The sequence below is a fragment of the Nocardioides sp. Soil805 genome (assembly GCF_001429625.1).
In the GTDB taxonomy this organism is placed as follows: domain Bacteria; phylum Actinomycetota; class Actinomycetes; order Propionibacteriales; family Nocardioidaceae; genus Nocardioides.
This window is the reverse complement of record NZ_LMSU01000003.1, coordinates 161,877-179,450: the sequence shown is the minus strand read 5'-3', so window position 1 is coordinate 179,450 and position 17,574 is coordinate 161,877. Positions and strand designations below refer to the sequence as shown.

General features: G+C 70.2%; 17 protein-coding genes. 11 read left to right on the top strand and 6 right to left on the bottom strand.

Translation table 11 applies throughout. From position 1 onward, the window contains the following. Nucleotides 1-8: 8 nt before the first annotated feature. From ASG94_RS21775 to ASG94_RS15795, 5 genes are all read left to right on the top strand, one after another. The gene (locus ASG94_RS21775; RefSeq protein ID WP_156411627.1) at nt 9-1,091 is read left to right on the top strand and encodes a hypothetical protein; all 1,083 of its coding nucleotides are present in this window, start codon (nt 9-11) and stop codon (nt 1,089-1,091) included. Nucleotides 1,092-1,239: 148 nt separating this feature from the next. Next, complete coding sequence (locus ASG94_RS21770; RefSeq protein WP_156411626.1) at nt 1,240-1,584, top strand: hypothetical protein; 345 nt, start codon at nt 1,240-1,242, stop codon at nt 1,582-1,584. A gap of 29 nt (nt 1,585-1,613) precedes the next feature. Further along, entirely contained in the window at nt 1,614-1,916 is a 303-nt protein-coding gene (locus ASG94_RS21385) for a helix-turn-helix domain-containing protein (RefSeq protein WP_082624251.1), read from the top strand. A gap of 450 nt (nt 1,917-2,366) precedes the next feature. Further along, nucleotides 2,367-3,524, top strand: coding sequence for a tyrosine-type recombinase/integrase (locus tag ASG94_RS15800; RefSeq protein WP_056927441.1), 1,158 nt, complete (start codon nt 2,367-2,369; stop codon nt 3,522-3,524). Nucleotides 3,525-3,919: 395 nt separating this feature from the next. After that, complete coding sequence (locus ASG94_RS15795; RefSeq protein WP_156411625.1) at nt 3,920-4,651, top strand: sulfite exporter TauE/SafE family protein; 732 nt, start codon at nt 3,920-3,922, stop codon at nt 4,649-4,651. Nucleotides 4,652-4,685: 34 nt separating this feature from the next. Here ASG94_RS15795 and ASG94_RS15790 read toward each other — a convergent pair whose 3' ends face one another. Further along, a complete protein-coding gene (locus ASG94_RS15790; protein WP_056927439.1) occupies nt 4,686-5,036 on the bottom strand; it encodes a hypothetical protein in 351 nt (116 codons plus the stop codon). Nucleotides 5,037-5,224: 188 nt separating this feature from the next. Here ASG94_RS15790 and ASG94_RS15785 point away from each other — a divergent pair, with 188 nt between their 5' ends. Then, nucleotides 5,225-6,328: a hypothetical protein gene (locus ASG94_RS15785; protein WP_056927438.1), complete on the top strand. Its 1,104-nt coding sequence runs from the start codon at nt 5,225-5,227 to the stop codon at nt 6,326-6,328. A 599-nt stretch (nt 6,329-6,927) separates the two neighbouring features. Here ASG94_RS15785 and ASG94_RS15780 read toward each other — a convergent pair. After that, complete coding sequence (locus ASG94_RS15780; protein WP_056927437.1) at nt 6,928-7,740, bottom strand: ABC transporter permease; 813 nt, start codon at nt 7,738-7,740, stop codon at nt 6,928-6,930. Beyond that, nucleotides 7,737-8,660: an ABC transporter ATP-binding protein gene (locus ASG94_RS15775; RefSeq protein ID WP_056927436.1), complete on the bottom strand. Its 924-nt coding sequence runs from the start codon at nt 8,658-8,660 to the stop codon at nt 7,737-7,739. The genes ASG94_RS15780 and ASG94_RS15775 overlap by 4 nt, the downstream gene beginning before the upstream one ends. A 139-nt stretch (nt 8,661-8,799) precedes the next feature. On the opposite strand from ASG94_RS15775, the gene ASG94_RS15770 reads away from it, so the two are divergent. The 5 genes from ASG94_RS15770 (at nt 8,800) to ASG94_RS15750 (ending at nt 13,586) form a co-directional block, all read left to right on the top strand. After that, a complete protein-coding gene (locus tag ASG94_RS15770; RefSeq protein ID WP_056927435.1) occupies nt 8,800-9,945 on the top strand; it encodes a sensor histidine kinase in 1,146 nt (381 codons plus the stop codon). Further along, nucleotides 9,942-10,598 (top strand): response regulator, encoded by a 657-nt coding sequence (locus ASG94_RS15765; protein WP_056927434.1) that lies wholly within the window; start codon nt 9,942-9,944, stop codon nt 10,596-10,598. Before ASG94_RS15770 ends, ASG94_RS15765 begins: the two co-directional genes overlap by 4 nt. A 34-nt stretch (nt 10,599-10,632) precedes the next feature. Beyond that, nucleotides 10,633-11,469: a PHP domain-containing protein gene (locus tag ASG94_RS15760; protein WP_056927433.1), complete on the top strand. Its 837-nt coding sequence runs from the start codon at nt 10,633-10,635 to the stop codon at nt 11,467-11,469. Nucleotides 11,470-11,639: 170 nt separating this feature from the next. Further along, the gene (aqpZ, locus tag ASG94_RS15755) at nt 11,640-12,383 is read left to right on the top strand and encodes an aquaporin Z (RefSeq protein ID WP_200958149.1); all 744 of its coding nucleotides are present in this window, start codon (nt 11,640-11,642) and stop codon (nt 12,381-12,383) included. A 54-nt stretch (nt 12,384-12,437) separates the two neighbouring features. Continuing rightward, nucleotides 12,438-13,586, top strand: a complete 1,149-nt coding sequence (locus ASG94_RS15750) for a right-handed parallel beta-helix repeat-containing protein (RefSeq protein WP_082624250.1) — start codon at nt 12,438-12,440, stop codon at nt 13,584-13,586. Here the strand turns inward: ASG94_RS15750 and ASG94_RS15745 are convergent. The 3 genes from ASG94_RS15745 to ASG94_RS15735 all read right to left on the bottom strand — a co-directional run bounded on the left by ASG94_RS15745 (nt 13,583) and on the right by ASG94_RS15735 (nt 17,459). Next, nucleotides 13,583-14,338 carry an MOSC domain-containing protein gene (locus ASG94_RS15745; RefSeq protein ID WP_056927432.1) on the bottom strand — a complete coding sequence of 252 codons (756 nt, stop codon included), beginning with the start codon at nt 14,336-14,338 and terminating at the stop codon, nt 13,583-13,585. The two genes, ASG94_RS15750 and ASG94_RS15745, sit on opposite strands and share 4 nt — an antisense overlap. A gap of 27 nt (nt 14,339-14,365) precedes the next feature. Continuing rightward, nucleotides 14,366-14,632, bottom strand: a complete 267-nt coding sequence (locus ASG94_RS15740; RefSeq protein ID WP_056927431.1) for a hypothetical protein — start codon at nt 14,630-14,632, stop codon at nt 14,366-14,368. Nucleotides 14,633-14,711: 79 nt separating this feature from the next. Beyond that, nucleotides 14,712-17,459, bottom strand: a complete 2,748-nt coding sequence (locus ASG94_RS15735; protein ID WP_235537295.1) for a LuxR C-terminal-related transcriptional regulator — start codon at nt 17,457-17,459, stop codon at nt 14,712-14,714. Nucleotides 17,460-17,574 lie beyond the last annotated feature (115 nt).

The window sequence follows — 17,574 nt, the reverse complement described above, 5'->3', positions numbered from 1 at the left end:
GCGGGACGATGACGGCCGACAACTCACCCTTCGATGCAGAGAAGTTCATGAGGGATCTTGAGCGCTCAACTGCGGAACACGCTCGTGTAGTGGCGCAGCGCCCTGGCGGGGAGCAGCTCTCGGAATCCCTCGGTAACGCCGCCCAGCTCCTCTATGACTGGACGGAACTCTTGCGGCTCAAAGCTTGTGAGACGCGCGGCGTCTCGCCGAGGCAGACCTATGCCTGGCTTCCCCTTGAGGGCTCGACGGCGTTCGACGATCGCGAGCAGATTGCTCCGGCGGTTGAGTCGTTCTGCGAATCGCGTGAACTGTCCAGCACTCACTGGCTCGAGACGAATCCGACTCGCAACCCCACTGACTGGGCAATCGAGTACCTAGAGCGGTGCTTCCACACGGTCTCTGACAATTTGGCTGGAATCGCGCAACTGGTGGATGGGTCGCAACGGCTTCGAGCTCCGATCACCCTTGCCCGTTCCGTACTCGAGGCAGCGGCCACCGGATGCTTCGTTGTCGACCCTAGCGTCGAATCACGCGAGCGCCGTCGTCGAGCTCTAAACCTGCACATGGCGCAGACCAAGGAAGCGTCGAATGAGCGGCGGGGCTCGGAAGAGCAGGAGGAGTGCGAAGCCGAGCTCGCAGAACTGGTCGACTTCGCCGGGTTCGCGGGATTCGATCTCAACAGGTACAAGTCGAGCGACCTTCTACCTCCCAGAATCAAGCCGCCGGACGGGCGTCACGATTCGGCCAGTTCGATCATTGAGAGTGTCCTACCTGGCGTGGGCATCACGATGTGGCGGTCGATGTCGGCGGTTGCCCATTCGCGCCGATCGCATCTGCTGATCTACGGCGAGTACACGCTCCCTCACGAGATGAAGCCTTGGCAGCGAGTTGAGTCCGTGGCCTACCACACGCTTCCCGGCATCTTGGTGGTCCGTGAGCTTGGTGACCGCCTGCAGCGTTATTTGGGGTGGAACTACCAGCCGTGGCCGGACCTGTGGGACGCCGTCGCAACGCAGTGGTCTGTGGCGGCCGGCATGGATGACGCGCGCATACGACGCGATTTGGGCCTTTCGCCGAACCCGACTACCTAGTTGAACGACCCGCGGCTCTCCCGCTCGGCAGGCTTCACCTGCGGTAGTTGGCCGCGCCGGGACTAACGCCGGCCTTGGTGTAGCTGACTGGGCACGGTGCCCGAACGCGAGGCCAAGCCACCTGACTACCTGGCTCGACAATCGATAGTTGTCGTTCACCCATTCCAACCGCCCGTCGACGCCATGCCGTGTCTCTCTGATCCCGCACATTTGTTCGCACAATCTGCAGGCGCTGAGCGTGACGTTGACGCAGTCGCTCACCATTCCGCTCACCGTCTCGCTCACCACGTCGCCGACTCGGAGCAAGCCAGGCATTCGCGACGCCATCCGCGTGCCGCGGTATTGGCTTCGCACGCTGACGACTGGACAACGCAGCATGATGGCGGCGCCACGGACGGACACCGCCTGCCGTGACGGCCGCGCTGACGAGCTGTCCGATCCGTTCTCGGTCGCCTTGCTTCTTCCTCACCCATCGACAAACGACCACGGCTAGCGCCGAGGCACACGTGAGGAGCACTCGCCATGCATCAGAACGCCGACCATCCGTCCCAGCCGACTCTTTGGGACGACACATCTGCGGCCGCCGCGCAGACGAAGGCTCGCACGCCCGCGCGAACGACCTCGCACAGAAACCGCGAGACGGCGGAAGCCAGCGATCTCTGGACAATCGACGAGGTCGCCAGTTACCTAGGGGTGCCCAAGCAGACCGTGTATTGCTGGCGGACGAGTGGCTACGGTCCGGCCGGCTTTCGCGTCGGCAAGCACCTGCGGTGGCGTGCATCAACGGTCATCTCTTGGACGATCGAGCTCGAGCGGCAGCGTTGACCGAGCCAGACGAGATCAAGCCGATCGAGAATCAGAGGTCCTGCCCGAGGTGCGGCTCGTCAATGGCGGACGTCTATCCGAGACTGCCTGGCCGCCCACGGCGCTGGTGCTCGGCGAAGTGTCGCCGCGCCGCATCTGAAGAGCGGCGAGCAGCGGCGGCCGGAGCTATTGCGACCAAGTTCGTGCAGATCGATGCTTCCCTCGACGACCACGTGCTCGCAGTGCTTGCGTCGCCGGCGGCATGCCGGCGCGTGCTGAGAGATCTGCGCGAGCGGCACGACGCCGGCAAGCTCGACGATGCCCGGTGGTCTCCGGTCGCTAGTGAGCTGGAGCGCGATCGCTCCCCCACGCGCCCGACGCTTCGATGGGGCGCTCGGTGATGCCCGGACTACACAACCGGCTGTCCCTTGTCCGTCGTCACAGCTAGCGTGAACCGTCTCGGAGGTTCTCATGGCCAGCATCACCACGAAGCGCGGCTCGGACGGTAGCCCTCGCTACGTCGTCAACTACCGCGATCCCGAAGAGCGTCAACGACGGAAGTCGTTCCGGCGGAAGTCGGACGCGGAAGCGTTCCGCAGCACGGTCGAGACGGACAAGATCCGCGGCACCTACATCGACGTCGACGCCGGGCGGGTCATGTTCCGCGACTATGCCGCTGAGTGGCTCGCGAACAGAACGTTCGACAGGACCACCTACGAAGCAACCGAACTTCGGCTGCGGGTCCACGTCCTCCCAGTCATCGGTCATCTCCAACTGCGACAGATCAAGCCATCCACGATCCAAGGGCTGATGCGCTCGCTGGCCCTGTCGGACACCTACCGGCGCGTCATCCTGGCGAACGTGTCGGCGATCTTCAGCGCCGCCGTGGACGACGAGCTCATCGCGAAGAACCCGTGCAGGGCCGGATCGGTGACGCGGCCGTCTGTAGTTCGACGCAGAGTTGTGCCGTGGCCGGTCGAGCAGGTCAGTGCCATGCACGACGCCCTGCCCCCGCGCTACCGGCTCCTAGTCACGTTGGGCTCGGGCCTGGGCCTGCGGCAGGGTGAGATCTTCGGCCTCTCTCCCAACGACTTCAACTTCCTCGCGGGCACGGTCGACATCCAGCGCCAGGTGCGCATCCTCGCCGGCAACAAACTCGTGTTCGCTCCGCCCAAAGGTCGCAAGACGCGGACCGTCCCCTTGCCTTCCAGCGTTGCGGCCGAGGTCAATGCGCACCTCGCCGAGTTCCCTCCTGTGCGCGTCAGCCTGCCGCGGCTGACGCCGGAGAACCTCGAGCGCGCGACCGTGCCGCTCCTACTGACCACCCGCGAGGGCACTGCGCTGAACCGCAACTACTTCAACAGCAGTCTCTGGCGATCGGCTCAGAAGCAAGCCCACGTCGAGCCCACCCGCGACAACGGCTGCCATGCCCTGCGCCACTGGTACGCGTCGGTGCTGCTCGACGCCGGTGAGTCCATCCGCGCCGTCTCGGAGTACCTCGGGCATAGCGATCCAGGCTTCACCCTGCGCACCTACACGCACCTGATGCCCGACAGCTCCGAGCGCACTAGAGGCGCAGTCGATGCCGCATTCGCTGCAGCACGAAACAGCACGAGTAGCGCCCGATAACGACCACGACGGACGGGGAGAGGGTTTCGCGTGTTACATGGTCGTTACATTAACCGCTTCAGCATCACGTTTTCGCAGGTCAGCGGCCATCGTCGGTCTCTACTACGACATCTGACCGCTGCCGACTGCGGCCGTCCGGCAACGCCGGGCAGCCGTGACGACAGCCTCTGCCTGAAGGAACGCCGTCGATCGACCCCGTGGTCGATCGGCGGCGTTCGCTGTTGCCGGCCTGCGCGAACGCCCCACGGAAAGCGACGTCAGGTGCCCGCTGCCTCCCGTGGCAGGTGGTGGAGTGAGCAGGACATCGCTCCACGAGCCGGTGACGCGCTCCTCTCGCCCGGACCGGCTGGCACTAGCGTGCGAGGGACGTCTTGCCGACCGAAGGAGACCGCTGCGTGGGACTCGCCCTTTCCGTGCTCGCAGTGGTGGTCGGTGTCCTCATCGGCATGGTCGGCGTCGGTGGCGTGCTGCTGCCGCCCGGGCTCGTCGCCCTTGGCGGCCTGACCGCCAACGAGGCAACTGCGACGAGCACGTGGGCTTTCGTGTTCACCGGTGTGGTCGGCACGGTCGCCTACGCGTGGCGGGGGGTCGTGCCGTGGGGCATGGTCGGCCGGCTGGCCATCGGGGTCGTACCCGCGGCATTCCTCGGTGCGCTCGTCAACGCGAGACTGCCCGCATCGATCGTCATGCTCGGGCTGGCGGCGCTCACGCTGTTCGTCGGTGTACAGCAGCTGCGTCCCCGGGCCGCCAAGGAGACGCGGGACGAGCTGGGCACGGCGGCGCTGGTCACGGTCGGCGCCTTCGTCGGGTTCGGATCCGCGCTGACCGGGACCGGAGGGCCGGTACTGCTCGTCCCGGTGCTGCTGACGCTGGGGGTGCCGCCGTTGCGGGCGGTCGCGGCGAGCCAGGCGGTGCAGCTGCCCGTGGTCGTCGCTGGCTCGGCCGGCTACCTGCAGACGGGCCTGGTCGACGTACGCCAGGGCACCGTGCTCGGATGCGTCGCCGCCCTCGGGGTCGTGGCCGGCGCGGTGGTGGCCACACGCATCCGCGCTGAAGGGCTCCGGCGGATCGTGGCGCTGGCGTGCATCGCAGCGGGGGTGTTCCTGGTGGTGCGCGCAGCCTTGTGAACGGCCATGCGGGACGTCCTCGACGTCGTGCCTGTCACTCGCCTTGCGCCCACGCGGCGACCGGCAAGGACAGGTACACCCCGACCTCGGTCGTCCCGCTGGCTTCGACCACCGCGTTGCAGAGTCGGTCACACCGCTCCTGACGTGTCTCCGCTCGACTGGCGAACCACTTCGACCGAACCTCGACGACGATGTCCAGCCCGCCGGCATCGTAGGGACCTCGTGGGCGGAATCGGACCTCCACGTCACCCGGCTGCAGCATGCCGTCGTACGGCTCCTCAGGACATTCGACAGCGAGTGAGACGGCGTGCGGGAGAGCCTCGGCGAGGGTCTGCAGCTGTGCCGTGGCGATCAGAGGGTCGTGGGTCACCTCGACGATGGGCATGGCGTGACGCTAGTTCCTCGCAAGGGCGGGTACGTCCTCTCGTCGGCGCCCGTCGCGCACGATCAGCGGCACATCCGGGCCAGCGTCACTACCTTCGACGCGGCAGATCCGGATGGTGGCAGGGCCCCTCAGACGGGCACCCGCACGAGATGGCGCTGTGCTGGGATGCCTGGCGTTACGGTCGTGGAGTGGACAGGCGCGAGGTCACGGTCAACATCGAGTCCAGTCACGGCGGGTTCGTGATCGAGGGCATGGTCCCTGCGCTTTCGGCGAGCCAGGCGATCGAGGACAACACGTTGGTCCGTTGGTGGCCCGATACCGACGCAGAACTCTCTGGGTTCTTCGCGTCCGGTGGATCGCAGTGGGGTCCCTTCGCCATCACCGCGCGATTGTCGGACGACGACCCTGGCGATCCAGACGGGCGCTGGGAGGACATTGTCGAGGTGTCCGTCACGGCCATGGGCGAGATGAGCCTGAACGAGGTCGTCGAGGGCTACGTCGCTTCCCTCCAGGTGCCGTCCGGGACCTATCGCATGCGACTTGCAGCGCGCGGGCGCACGGAGGGATACGAGCGGTCCACTTCCTTTCCGGACGAGGACGAGCCAGAGGACTGGGAGGCCCTGGAGCACTTCCTCGTCGAGGTGTGGCCCGCCGCGGCGACTCCCGCCGTCATCCTGCGGCAGGACAGTCGCCATGCGCGCGAGCTCCTGGACCCCCCGGAGCCGGTGCGGCCGTCCGAGCACGAGCCGGGTCTCCAAGCAGCCAGGGCGCTTGTACGTGACCTGCGGCGCCAGCCTGGATCGCGACCCATCCCCGGGGACGTCGGTGACATCTCCCTCGACCTCGACCTTCCGGGCACGCCAACCACGTTGTTCAACCGCCTCCGGTACACGTTCGCATGGCCTCCGTGCCGTGGCGTGTCGGGGTCCGGCGACAGGGTCGGCCGGCCCGCGTACTACGACGCGACCCTGCCTGAGCTCGAGGGTGCGTACGACAGCGTCGGCCACATCGTGACGACGTTGCTCGAGCTCCACGGACCACGACACCTCGTCATGGCCTGGAACTGGGTGCCAGAGGTCGACGCCAGTCCGTCTCGACCGTATCCACTCGACCAGCGACCCCGCCTGTTGACCGAGGACAGCGTGGTCACCATGACGATCACGGCAAGCGCAGCACCCGGTGACGCCCCGCGGTGTGCGGTCCACCTGCAGCACAGAGGGGTGCCGACCGTCTGGAGGACGGACCTCGCGGCTCTCTGGACATGGCACATGACGATCCAGTCCGAGCGATGATCCGAACGATCATCTGCCCCGCGTGACGAGGAAGTCGGAGTCCGCGCCCAGTCGCAGGCACGAGGTGTCAAACGGCACGCCGCACGTCCAGGCGCGCCGGACGTGGCACACCCGCGCACGACCACATCGGCAGGTCTGCGCACGTCGCGGCAGAGCCGGATGCTCCATGAGGCCTGAGACCTCATGTCAGATCGCTATGCGCGCCTCTGCATCATCCAGATGAAGGCGAGTCCGGCAGCGAGAGCCGCAAGCGCTCCGAGGACGTGAGCCATCGATTGATCTCCTGTCGCCGGGTGGGCAGGAGTCGCGAGGGCTCCGACCTTGCAGCACGAGCGTAGCCGTCCCCATCGAGGCAGATCCGGATGTTCCTGGACTGAGTGTCAGTCCCGCGCGTCGTCCCAGCCTGCGAAGCGGTCGAGGACCCTCCCGGCGCGGTCACTCACAACCCACTCGCCCGGGGCCGGGCGGGAGGTCGTCCTCGGGCGCGAAGACTGCTCGAGGGTGATCCTGCCTCAGGTCGTGTGTGAGCTCTCCGGGCTCGACTCGCCCGCACGCTGGCCGGTCCACCACGAAACGGCGGTTCCGCCGCCTGTGTGCGACTACTTGACCTCGGAGCGGCGCAGGAACAGCAATCCGACGATGAGCGGAATGACGATCCAGATCATCGTGGTCGAGCCGAGCATCGCCCATTCCTCACCGGTGTTCGTGGCGCCCTCGAAGAGCTCCACCTGCGTGTAGTTCCAGTCGATCCACGGCTGCAGGTCCTCGAACCACGAGCGCACCTGGGCGAGGAGCACCAGGATGCCCGGCATGACCAGTGAGACGACGAAGTAGCCGACGATCGCCGCCGCGGAGTTGCGCATGACGACGCCGAGCGTGAAGCCGATCGCCATGCCGACCAGGTTGCCGAGCACGATCTGGGGGGCGATGGACCACGACACGTCCCAGACGGTGTCGACGCCGGCGAGTGCGGAGCCGGCCAGGTTGCCGAGGGCGCCCACAGCGAAGGCGAGCGCGACGGAGCCGAGCCCCACCAGCACGGTCGCGATCCCCTTGGCGCCGATCACCCGGCCGCGGCTCGGCACCAGCGTGAACGTCGTCAGCCCGCTGCGCTGGCTCCACTCGCTGGTGACAGCCAGGATCGCGATCATCGGCAGGATCACCGACATCGGGAACCCGCTCGCCCTCACGAAGGTCGCGTAGGTGATGTCACTGTCGGGAGCGAAGACGACGACCGACCCGGCCGCGATGGCCGACAGGACGCCGATGCTGACGAGCATCCAGAATCCCGAGCGCGTGTCGAACATCTTGCGGAGCTCGACCCTGACGAGCTGGCTGGTCGGGATGGGCCGAGCGGTCCGGCGGACCGGTGTGACCTGCGCGGTGTCGGTGGGGATGGTCATGGCGGTCATGCCGCAGCTCCTTCTCGTTGGGTGTCGGCAGTGAGCGACAGGAACATGTCTTCGAGCCCGGCGCCCTCGGCGGACCGGAGCTCGGTGAGGGCGATGCCGGCGGTCAGGGCCACGGCCCCGACCCGAGCGGGGTCGGCATCGGTGCGGACCGAACCGTCCCCGGCGAGCGTGCTGGGGACCCCGGCCTCCTCGAGCGCGTGAGCGAGGTCGCGCGGTGACGTCGAGCGGGCCAGCGTGCCGGCCGCGGAGAGGAGCTCGTCCTTGGTGCCCGACGCGACGATCCTGCCGTTGCCGATGACGACCAGGTCATCGGCGATGACCTCGATCTCGTGCAGCAGGTGCGAGGACAGCAGCACGGTGCCGCCCCGGCTGGCGAAGCCCGTCAGCAGGTCGCGCATCCACCGGATCCCGGCGGGGTCGAGTCCGTTGGCGGGCTCGTCGAGGATCAGCACCCGGGGGTCTCCGAGGAGTGCCGTGGCGATACCGAGCCGTTGACGCATGCCCAGCGAGTAGTGGCGCACCCGGCGCTTCGCCTCGGTGGGTGTCAGGCTCACCAGCTCGAGCATCTCGTCGACGCGAGAGTCGGGCAGGCCCATCGTGGCGGCGGCGACCGCGAGGATCTCGCGGCCGGTGCGACCGGCGTGCTGCGCGGAGGCGTCCAGCAGGACGCCCACCTCGAGGCCGGGGTTGGGGAGGTCGGCGAACCGTTCTCCGTTGATGGTCGCGGAGCCGGACGTCGGGACGGTCAGACCGACCATCACGCGCATCGTGGTGGACTTGCCGGCGCCGTTCGGACCGAGGAAACCGGTCACACGGCCGGGCTGGGCGGTGAAGGAGACGCTGTCGACGGCGGTGAAGCCGGCGCGCCGTCCTGAGCCTGTCGAAGGGTACCTCCGGGTCAGTGACTCAACAGTGATCATGTGACGACCCTCGCCGCTTCGCGGGGTGCGCACATCGGTGCGATGGCCAGTCTCGACCCGGCCGAAAGCATGGGTGAAAGCGGCCGGAGTCAGACTTTCGGCCGGTCCCCCGGCGACGCTCCATCCCTACGCTGAGGGGGTGATCAATCCACTGCGGTCCCTGCTGGAGGAACCCCGGCCCTCGGCCCCATCGGTCCGGGTCTGGCGGGACTGGGCGCTACTGGCGGTCGTGACGGTCTCCGCGGTGCTGGAGGGTGTCCTCCGGGAGGACCTGCCGCTACCGGGGCTGTCGCTCGCCTTGGCGGTCGGACTGGCGCCGCTGCTGCTGTGGCGACGTACCCACCCGCTCGCCGTGGCCGCGACCGCCTTCGGCGTGACCGCGGCCGTGGACATCGCCCTGCTCGCATCGGACGCACCGGCGCTCGACATGAACACGATGGTCTACCTCCTGCTGCTGCCCTACTCACTCTTCCGGTGGGGTTCCGGCCGAGAGGCGGCTGCGGGCCTGGCGATCATCACGGTCCCGGCCACCATGGCGCTCGTCGTCAGCTGGACCGGGGTCGCCGACGCGGTCGCCGCGGTCGCCGTCCTGCTGGCCGCCTGTGCCCTGGGCTGGGCCGCGCGTTCCCAGCACGACGCCCAGGAGCGGAGGCTGGAGCAGGTGAAGTCGGAGGAGCGGGTCCTACTGGCGCGCGAGCTGCACGACACCGTGGCCCACCACGTCTCCGCCATCGCCGTCCAGGCACAGGCAGGGCGCGCTCTCGCGGCCACCAGCCCGGCGTCGCCGCTCGAGGCGCTGGAGGTGATCGAGGTGGAGGCGTCGCGCACGCTCGCGGAGATGCGGGCGATGGTCCGAGTGCTGCGCAACGAGGCACCCGTCGACTACGCCCCGCAGCCCGGTGTGCCCGACCTCGAGCGGCTGTCCGGGACGTCGCCGACCGGGCCGCGAGTGGAGGTCACGGTCTCGGGTGACCTGGCCGCCCTCCCGGCGGCGATCGACGCCGCGGTCTTCCGGATCGCCCAGGAGGCGGTCACCAATGCCCTGCGGCATGCCCGGAACGCCACCCTGGTCGACGTGCGCGTCGCCGGCGACCGGTCGACGGTCAGCCTCGTCGTCAGCGACGACGGCGATCCGGGCGCGGCTGACCTTGCCCCGGGAGCGGGGTTCGGGCTCACCGGGATGGTGGAACGCGCACTGCTCCTGGGTGGGGCCTGCCGGGCTGGTCCCTGCCCCGGTGGCGGCTGGGCCGTCAGCGCCACACTGCCGCGGCAGGTGTCGGCGTGAGCATCCGGGTGCTGGTCGCTGACGACCAGGATCTCGTGCGGACCGGACTGCGGCTGATCCTCGGCACCCTGGACGGCATCGAGGTCGTGGGCGAGGCGCGCGACGGCCAGGAGGCGGTGCGGCTGGCCCGCGAGCTCCGTCCCGACGTGTGCCTGATGGACATCCGGATGCCCGTCCTCGACGGCGTCGAGGCGACCCGCCTGCTGGCCGGGCCGGAGGTCGAGGACCCGGTCGCGGTCGTCGTGATCACCACCTTCGACCTCGACGAGTACGTGCACGGTGCGCTGTCGGCCGGCGCCACCGGCTTCCTGCTGAAGGACGCCGGACCCGAGCTGCTCGGCGAGGCGATCCGCGCGGCCACCCGAGGTGACTCGCTCATCTCGCCCAGCATCACCCGCCGGCTGCTGTCGACGTTCGCGGGCACGGGTCGGACGGCCCCTCCCGCCCAGCCCCTCGACCCGCTCACCGACCGTGAGGAGCAGGTGCTGCTCACCATCGCGCGGGGTCGCACCAACGCGGAGATCGCCGCCGAGCTCCACATCAGCCTCAGCACGGTGAAGACCCACATCGGCAGCCTCATGGCCAAGCTCGGCGCCCGCAACCGGGTGGAGGTCGCGATGTGGGGCTACGAGACCGGCCGGGTCCGGGAGTAGAGGCCGGCCGGCCGGCTCCGGTTACGTTGGGGCCGTGCCGCTCCCGGTCGACAGCCACGTCCACACCAACTGGTCGTGGGACGCCCCGCACGGGTCGATGCGTGCCTCGTGCGAGCGTGCGATCCGCGTGGGCCTCCCCGCGATCGCGTTCACCGAGCACGTCGACCACACCGTGTGGCGGGTGGCGATGGAGGAGCTCGATCCCGGCGACCACCTCGCGCAGGTCGCCCGCGACGGGCTGCTGCACCCGCCCGCCTTCGACGCGGCGGGGTATCTCCAGGAGGTCGAGGAGTGCCGGGAGCGCTACCCGGGCCTCCGGATCCTCAGCGGCCTGGAGCTGGGCGAGCCACACCGTCACCCCGAGGTGGTCGCCGGGCTGCTGGCGAGGGGGACCTTCGACCGCGTGCTGGGCTCGTTGCACAGCCTCGCCGACGGCGGACAGTACGCCGAGCCGGTCGGGCTCTACGGTCACCGCGACCCCGCGGAGGTGCTGCGCTCCTACCTCGCGGAGGTGACGGTGCTCGTCGCCTCCGACCAGTCCTTCGAGGTGCTGGCCCACATCGACTACCCCGTGCGCGGATGGCCCCCGAGCGCCGGGAGGTTCGACCCCCTCGCGTTCGAGGCCGAGTTCCGCCACGCGCTCCACGTCACTGCGACCTCGGGTCGAGCCCTCGAGGTGAACACCAAGGTCCCCCTGCACGCGCGGATCCTGCAGTGGTGGCGCGAGGAAGGGGGCACGGCCATCACGTTCGGCAGTGACGCGCATGCGCCCGAGTCGATCGCGCACCACTTCACGCAGGCAGCACAGATGGCCGACGCGCACGGCTTCAGGCCGGGACGGATGCCTCACGACCTGTGGGGAAGGGCCTGACGAGCCGAACGACGGTCAGGGCGAAAGGCCCCCGACGCGGGACCAATGCCCGTCGCGCACGGAGCGCACTCCCTCCACGCTGGTGCTCGGGGACAACCCCACGCCAGAGGTGACCACGCCGCGCGGTCCACGCACCGGAGTCGTCCCAGGCCGAGATCTCAGGAGGCCCCATGGACGAGCACTCCCTGGCCCAACGACTGGCGGCCGAGTTCCTCGGCACCTTCGTGCTCGTCCTCGGTGGGTGTGGTGCCGCCGTGCTCGCCGCGGGCGTCCCGGACGTGGGTATCGGGTTCCTCGGCGTCTCGTTCGCCTTCGGCCTGACCGTCCTCACCATGGCCTACGCCGTGGGCCACGTCAGCGGGGGGCACTTCAACCCGGCGGTGACCCTGGGCCTCGCCCTGGGGCGTCGGGTCCGCTGGGCGGACGTCGTGCCCTACGTCGTGACCCAGGTGGCGGCGGCCATCGCGGCGTCAGCGGTGCTCTTCGTCGTCGCCAACGGCAAGGACGGCTTCAGCGCCAAGGACTCCGGCTTCGCCACGAACGGGTACGGCGACCGGTCGCCGGACGGCTATTCGTTGCTCGCGGTCATCGTGATCGAGATCGTGCTGACCGCGGTGTTCCTCTACGTGATCCTGGGTGCGACCGACACCCGCGCACCCAAGGGCTTCGCGCCACTCGCGATCGGTCTGTCCCTGACCCTGATCCACCTGGTGAGCATCCCCGTGAGCAACACGTCGGTGAACCCGGCCCGCTCCACGGGACCCGCCCTGTTCGCCGGGACCGACGCCCTGGCACAGCTGTGGGTGTTCTGGGCCGCGCCCCTGGCGGGGGCGGCGATCGCCGGAGCGACCTACGCCTGGCTGCTCGGGAAGGACGCCGGCGCTGCGCCCCTCGCCGAGGCGACCGAGGCCTGACGCGGCCGCCGGCCCCGGCCCCCGGGTCGGAAGCCGAGGCCCCACAATGGCGCGATGCGAACGGCGCGGAGCTGTGCGGTGGTCCTGTGCGCGACCCTCCTGACCGTCGGCGGGCCGGCGGCACCGGTGGCGGCCGAGCGCTCACCTCGCACGTGGCACGTGGGACCGGGGCGGACCCTCGCCGCCCCGAGCGCAGCCGCCGCGGTCGCGGGGGACGGCGACACGGTGCTGATCGACGCGGGGACGTACGTCGGCGACGTGGCCACCTGGACCCAGGACGGCCTGACCCTGCGCGGTGTGAATGGTCGCGCGCACCTGGCGGCGGACGGGCGGAGCGCCCAGGGAAAGGCGATCTGGGTGATCGCGGGCGACGGCACCACGGTCGACCGCATCGAGCTCAGCGGGGCGGCGGTCCCTGACCGGAACGGCGCCGGCATCCGCCAGGAGGGGGCGGGCCTGACGGTGACACGCAGCTGGTTCCACCACAACGAGAACGGCATCCTGACCGGCGCGAACCCGGTCAGCGACATCGTCATCCGGCGCTCCCGCTTCTTCCAGAACGGCGGCGGGGACGGCTACACACACAACCTGTACGTCGGCGCCGTGCGCTCGCTCACCGTCACCGGCACCTGGTTCCGCGGTGCCGACGTCGGGCACGAGGTCAAGTCCCGCGCCGCCACCAACACCATCGTCGGCAACCGGATCACCGACGCCGGCACCACCGCGAGCTACTCCATCGACCTGCCCGAGGGCGGTCGCTCGCTGGTCGCCGGCAACGTCGTCATCCAGGGACCCGCCTCGGAGAACCCGACCCTGGTCTCGTACGGCGCGGAGGGCCTCACCCGGGCCTCGCGCCGGCTCTGGGTGGTCAACAACACCTTCGTCAACCGCCGGACGAGCGGCACCTACGTCGCCCTCGCCGAGGGCACCCGGGCCCACCTGCGCAACAACCTGCTGGTCGGGCCGGGTGACCTCACCGACCTGGCCGGGGTGCCGGCGAAGGCCAACCGACGGGTGGGACCGGCCGCCTTCGTCGACGCCGCCGGCGACGACTTCCGGCTGGTGGCCGGCTCCCCTGCGATCGACCGGGGCGCCCGAGTTCCCCCACGGTGGCGGGCGACCTGGGAGTACGTCCACCCGACGCGGCAGGTGCGCCGACCCGCCGTCGGCAGGGTCGACCTCGGCGCCTACGAGTGGCGCTAGCGGTCCGACAGCTCGGCGGGGTCGCCGGTCGTGACCTGGCCCGGCACGACGACGTCGGCATCGACGCCGAACACCACCCCGCCGCCCGGCTGACGTAACGAGGCCAGCGCCTTGACGAGGGGCAGGTCACGGACGCCGGTCGCCGGATCGAGGTCGACCACCGCGCAGCGCGGCACTATGCCCCGGATCCGCAGCTCGGCGTCGCCGATCCGCAACCGGCGACCGACCCAGTCCCGCTCGACCATCGGCGCCAGGTCGTCGCCGTCCAGCTCGAACGTCGACCGGAACCGCGCACCGTCCACCCGCGCGCCGACCTCCTCGGCCAGCCGCGCCAGCGAGCTCCTGGTGACCAGGGTGACCACGGCGCCGTACACGACCTCGCCCGGCGCGGCGCGGGCCAGCACCACCTCGCGGCCCAGGTGGGTGGAGTACGCCGCGGCCCACGGCCCGTCCATGACCCGGAGGGCGGCGGTCCGACCCCAGTAGTCGACCTCTCGGACCTCCGGGGTCGGCACCGGTGCGGCGCTCACCGTCACCGCCGGGAGCTCGGCGGTCAGGACCGTCCCGTCCCAGGCGACGGAGGTCTGGAGCAGGGTGGGGCTCTCCACGGTGCGCAGGCAACGGTCGCGGTCCGGATCGACGAGACAGAACATCCGGTCCCCCACCGGCCCGCGCCGGGTCAGCCGCACCGCCTCGTGGGCCCGGTGCCGGCCCCCCTTGAGCGGGGTGAACCCGATCCTGGCGACGTGCATGCCGACACCCTGCCACTCCGGTCGTGCTCATCGGTCCGGCTCCGCGGCTGCGTCCGGTGCCTCGTGGCTGACCTCGAGCAGGGTGAGACCGAGGTCGCGGACCTTCTCGATCAGGCCGTGGAGGGCCGCCTGGTCACCGACCCGCCCTCGCAGCACCGTGGTGCCGTCCTCGCCGCCGGTCAGGCTCATGTCGCCGAACCAGGTGCTCCACCTCTGGTCGAGGCGTCCCCGGACACGGATGCGGTACCACCCCTCGTCCGGCGCGGGGTCGACGGCGGTGCGTAGTTGGTCCATGCCGTGGACGCTAGGAGCCCACGAGGTGAGCAGGCCTCACCACAGGTGGTGATTGTCGTGGTGAGAAAGCCGCTGTCGGTCAGAGCAGGTCCAGCTCCCTGCCGCGCCGGACGGCCGCGCGGCGGCTCGTCACGCCGAGCTTCATGTACAGGTTCTTGGTGTGGGTGCGCACCGTGTTCAGCGAGACCACGAGCTCGCGGGCGATCTCCGGACCGTTCAGCTCGGTGTCCAGGAGGCGGAGCACGTCGCGCTCGCGCGTGCTCAGGGGCTCGACCGGCACGACGTGGGCGGACCCCGACCGCCTCGGGACCGGCTGCGTCGCCGGAGCCGGGGAGGACGCCGACCGCAGGCGGCGCACGTACGCCGAGGGCGCGCGCCGCTCGACCGCGGCCAGCAGGGTGGCCATGGGTACACCCTCGTCGAGGAAGGTGCGGACGTACCCCTCCGGCTCCGCGAGCCCGAGGGCCGCGGCGAGTGCTCGCACGGACCCCTCGTCGTCGCCGAGCTGCTGGAGGGCCAGGGCGCGGGTCACCTGGATCTCGACGACCGATCCGCCCCGTCCCCCCTCGGTGGCGGCCTCGAGCAGCCGGTCGAGGAAGGTGACCACGAGGGACAGGTCGCCGCCCTCGTGGTGCCGCGCGTCGGCCACCAGCACCTTCGCCAGCGTCAGGTGCTCGAACTCGCGCAGGTAGCTCAGGGGGTCGTCGAGGGACAGGCCGACCCGGTCGGCCCAGTCGAGGGCGGCGTCGACCGCCCCGTGCCTGGCCCACGTCCTGGCGCGGACCGCCGGGACCGGTCGGACAGGGGGCGAGAAGTCGCCCACGTAGAGCCGCTCGGCCTCGTCGAGGAGATCGACAGCACCCTCGACGTCACCCTCCGCCTCGCAGATCCCGGCCAGGACCACGCGCCAGCGGTAGGCGTCCTGCGGGAGACCCGCGGACTCCCCCAGCTCGCGACATCGGGCGAGCTCCTGACGAGCCGCGGCGAGGTCGTCGGCCTCGAGGTGTCGGGCGGCCAGCCCGACGTGCATGTCGGCACGGCCCCGCAGCACCGGCCTGTGGTGGCGGTCGGCCAGGTCCAGGGCTGCTCGATAGGTGCGCGCGGCGCTGCGCAGTCGACCCTGGACGACCTCGATGTCACCCAGGGTGATGGAGCAGCCCAGCACGTCCGAGACGTGGTCGATGAGCTCGAACTCGACCAGGCACGCAGCGTAGGCCGTGTGCGCGGTCTCCAGGTCCCCGGTCGACCACGCGGCCAGTCCACCCAGCGCGAGGGCGGCCCCCCGGGACACGTGGTCCTCCTCCCCCACCAGGTCGAGCGCGGCGCGTGCGTGCGTCACCGTCTGCTCGACGTCGCCGCGCACCAGCGCGAGACCCGCCCGGTGGACTGCCAGGTCGGCGGGCAGGCGCCGGTACTCCTCGTCCACGGCGGCTCCTCGGGCTCGCCCCTCCAGCGCGTGGCCAACGCCGCGCATCCACTCCTCGGTCGCGTCCAGCAGGTCGTCGACGCCGTCAAACTCCCCGGTGGACATCCGGGCACCCGCCAGGGCGTTGCCGAGGATCGGACGGTCCTGCAGGACCGGTCGCGGCAGGGCCTCGAGCCATCCCCGCAGGGTCGCCTCGCGACGGTCCCTCCGGAACGCCGGCAGGACCGTCTCGACGAGCTCCCCCGCACGCTCGAAGTCCTCGCCGAGCAGCGAGTGCCGGATCGCCTCCTCGACGTCGCCCTGCTGCTCGTACCAGGTCGCAGCCGTCGTGTGCAGCCCCGTCACCACGCCCGGCTGCTCGTCCAGGAGCCTCCCGCGCAGGACGTCCGCGAAGAGGTGGTGGTAGCGGTACCAGTGACGACGATCGTCCAGGGGGACCACGAACAGGTTGTCCCGCTCCAGCGCCTCGAGCACGCTGCGACCGTCCACCCGTCCGGTCAGGGCGTTGCACAGCGAGCCGGTCATCCGGTCGAGGACGGAGGTCCGCAGCAGGAAGTCCCGGAGGTCGACAGGCAGTCGCTGCAGCACCTCCTCGACGAGGTAGTCGACGACGTACCTGTCGTCGCCGGTGAAGCCGGCGATGAAGCCGGACACGTCCGTGCGGCCGGTCATGGACAGTGCGGCGAGCTGCAGGGCGGCGATCCAGCCCTCCGTCCGGCCCTCGAGCGCGTGCACGTCGTCCGGTCCCAGCTCGAGTCCCATGACGTCGTTCAGGTACGACGCCGCCTCCTGCGCCGTGAAGCGGAGGTCGGCGGCCCGGACCTCGACGAGGTCGCCGCTGGCACGCAGTCGCGGCAGCGGAAGGGGTGGGTCGCTCCTCGTGGCGAGCACCAGGTGCAGGCGGGCGGGCAGGTGGGCGAGGAGGAAGGCCATCCCCTCGTGGACGGGGGGTGCATCGATGACGTGGTAGTCGTCCAGCACGAGGACGGTGTCCAGGTCGAGCGCCGAGAGCTCGTTGAGGAGCGTGGTCAGCACCAGCTCCACGGCCGGTGGCCGCGAGTCCTCCAGGAGTCCGAGCGCGTCCTGGCCGACGCCCGGAAGAACCGTGCGCAGGGCGCCCACCACGTAGCGCCAGAACCGTGCGGGATCGTTGTCCGCCGCGTCGAGGGCCAGCCACGCCCCGCGGACCTGCTCGCCGTCGCGCGCCCCGCCGGCGGACGCCAGCCAGTCGACCAGCAGGGTGGTCTTCCCGAAGCCGGCCGGGGCCGAGACCACCAGGAGCTTCGCCGCGAGCCCTCGGTCGAGTCGCTCGCGCAGGCGCGGACGCGCCACGCGTCCGGGCCGCGGCGACGGCAGGTAGAGCTTGGTCTCGATCAGCGGGTGCGGCATGACCCGTTCCATCCTTCCTCCTCGCGAGGGGTTGCGACGTCGCTGGTCCAGACAGCACCCGGCGCCGCAGGGTTCACCACCTCCTTCACCACCTCTGGTGAGCCGCGCTCACCACGTCCGTCCCTAG